The sequence below is a fragment of the Halomonas sp. genome, assembly GCF_041689495.1.
In the GTDB taxonomy this organism is placed as follows: domain Bacteria; phylum Pseudomonadota; class Gammaproteobacteria; order Pseudomonadales; family Halomonadaceae; genus Halomonas.
Map to the genome: position 1 here is coordinate 1 of NZ_JBDNGD010000027.1, position 2,682 is coordinate 2,682.

Here is a 2,682-nt window from a genome sequence, read left to right on the forward strand (position 1 = left end):
CTGGACGACCTTCTGCACCGCCTTGTCACGGCTCTTGGTGTCCCACTGCTTGAAGTCCAGGTCCTGGTCTTCCAGGTCGTCGGCAATGCCGTGCTCCAGTTCATCCAGCAGCGACTCAACCTCACGGCTTGATCTCATGGCGTTGTCCTACTGGGTGATCACCGGCCCTTCCTGCAGGGCCTCCTGGAGCCGGCTGCGCACCTCGTCCAGCCAGGCGTCGATGTCTGCATCGTTCTTCAGTGTGCGCCGTGGCAGGCTGACGAACTGGATCTCGGGCTCCATGGCCTCGGCTGCGGCTACCAGCACCTCGTCGAAACGGCTGGACAGCGCCGCGATGCGATCGGATAGGGCATCGGGCCGCACATGGCCCAGGGTCTCCAGCACTTCCTGGGTGGAGCCCAGGCTGATCTGTGGGGCGTGAGCAGCGGTGAGGTGGTTGTCGGCCAGGAAGTCGTGGCGCTGCTCCTGTGAGAGCTGCTGCCAGTTGTCGTCGGCCTCCAGGCGTTGCATGCCGGCCCGGTGCTCCTCGCTGTAGCGCTGCTGCAGCTCGTTGAAGGACTCGCGGAAGCGCTGGGTCAGGTTGGCCAGCAGCGGCTGCACGGGGTCCGGGTCGTCGAGCAGGGAGCGGTGTTCGCGGATCTGGGCGACCTGGGCGAGCAGGGCATCGGCATCCTTGAGCCCCTTGGCATGATCGGCCAGACGCTTGAGAGTGCCCCAGGCGGGCTGACGTTGGGCGATCGTGTCCGCGGTGGCTTGCCAGTCGTCGATGGCGACGAGCAGTTCGTCCTGGTTGGTGACGATGGCCTTGAGCTGGTCGTTGCCGCTGCTCAGGCGCACGGCCTCCAGGGCGTCCGAGACGGGCGGCTCGGGTGCCGGTGGCTCGCCACCGGCCTGCTCGGCCAGGGATCGGAGCCTGTCGACGAATTCGGGCGCCTTGGCTGACTCCTCGCCGGACTTGGCCTGCACGCCCAGCTTCTGCATCACCTTGCGGATCTTGATGCGCTCACCGGCGGAGATGGTGGTGGCCTCTACGCGGAAATCGGTCTTGCCGATGGCGCGGCGGTCGAGCTCCTGGGGGGCAGTGCCGTCGGAGGTACGGATCTGGCCGCTGACCAGCAGCACCTGCAGGGCGCCGTCGATGGCGTCCTGGGGCCAGCCGTAGTCACCGTGCTCGAAGTGGTCGCGGATCTCGCTGCCTTTCTTGCCGTTGCCCAGGTGGCTGAGGATGGCCTTGCATACCGAGTGGCTCTGGGGCTCACCGTCGTGGCCCATGACCTTGAGGGCATCCGGCGCGCCCTGCTTGGCCTTGGCGTAGACCTTGTCCCAGGCGGGATGGTCGGCCAGGTGGAATTTCGGATGCAGGCGAGCCAGGGCGTTTTCTGCCCCCTCCAGAATGGTCTCGCGAAGGCTGGCGCCAAGCAGTTCGTTGCCGCCACCCTGGAACACCCGGGCGCCTGAGAAGGCCTCGTCCAGCAGTTCGTTGACGCGGCGTTGGGCGCTATCCCGGGTGGTCTGCATGGCACCACGCGCTTCCTCGCCTTCAGACGTTCCCGGCGTGCCACGGGTTTCCAGGGTAGCCGTGGCGGCCTTGAGTTCGATCAGCTGATTGCGCAGTTCATCGGCGGAACGCTTGGGGATGAACACGAACAGGGTGGGAGACTCGGACCCTGCCTGGCGGGCATCGGCGCGAACCTGGCTCTCGTCATCCGACCAGCCATCTCGGATCCAGGCGTAGAGGCGCACGTCGGAATCCTTCGGCAGGGTGACATCGAATACGGGGGAGAGTGCGCGCGGTACCTTCGACTCACCATGGGATACCGACAGGTTGCCGACCAGCTTGGCGAAATACCGCCGGATCAGGTCGGCACGCTCGGTCTCGATCTGGTGGGTGGCGTTGTTGAGAGTCCCCTTCTGGCTCAGGAAGGCGTCGTTCCAGGCGGCGCTTTCCTCGGTCTGGATGCTGTATTTCTCACCCACCTTGATGATGAATTCGCATTCTTCCAGCAGGGCTGGCAAGCGGCTGCGCAGTGAACTGCTGCCGGCCTTGAGGTCATCGACCAGCAGGTCGGCGATGTTGGCCAGGTTGGGGTGCAGGCCAAGGTCCGTGTTGGTACTGGCGACCTTGTTGATCAGGAAGACAACGGCGCAGGCCCGGGCCATCAGGCGTTGATCGTCGCTACCCCCGATCCAGCGCTGGGTGGCATCGTGCAGCTTGCGAGGCAGCATGCGGGATTGCAGCAGCTTGTCGGTGGCGTCGAAATACAGATAGTCACCGGGGATGATGCTGCCCAGCGGCTCGTCCAGGTTGGTCTGGATCGCCTTGTGGATCATGCTTAGCTGGTTGCGCAGCTGGCTGTCGGTACCGGTCTGGTCGAGGACACGCAGGGCGGCATCCCAGAAACGGCGGCGTACCGGCAGGATGGGGTAGTCCTGGGCGAAGTGCCGGGTATCCTCCTGGCGGTGGGCGATGGAAGTCTCGGCGAGGTGACGGGAGATCTCGCCGAGATTGGCTTCCATGACCTCGGTAATCGGTGCCTTGGTTTCCGGCTTCTTGGCCAGGATGACCTGCCGAATCACCGCATCCACGTCGGCATCCGAAAGCTCGATGCGCAAGGTAAAGCGAGCCTGCAGGCGCGCCAGGTTGCTGGTCCCGGTGATCGCTGTCTGGCCGGTGCCAATGAA

1 protein-coding gene is annotated in these 2,682 nt (G+C 65.0%); it reads right to left on the reverse strand.

All coding sequences use genetic code 11. The features are described 5' to 3' along the window. Positions 1-147: 147 nt before the first annotated feature. Positions 148-2,682, reverse strand: a 2,535-nt coding sequence (brxC, locus tag ACESMD_RS00740) for a BREX system P-loop protein BrxC (protein ID WP_372609386.1), incomplete at its 5' end; no start/stop codon positions are given.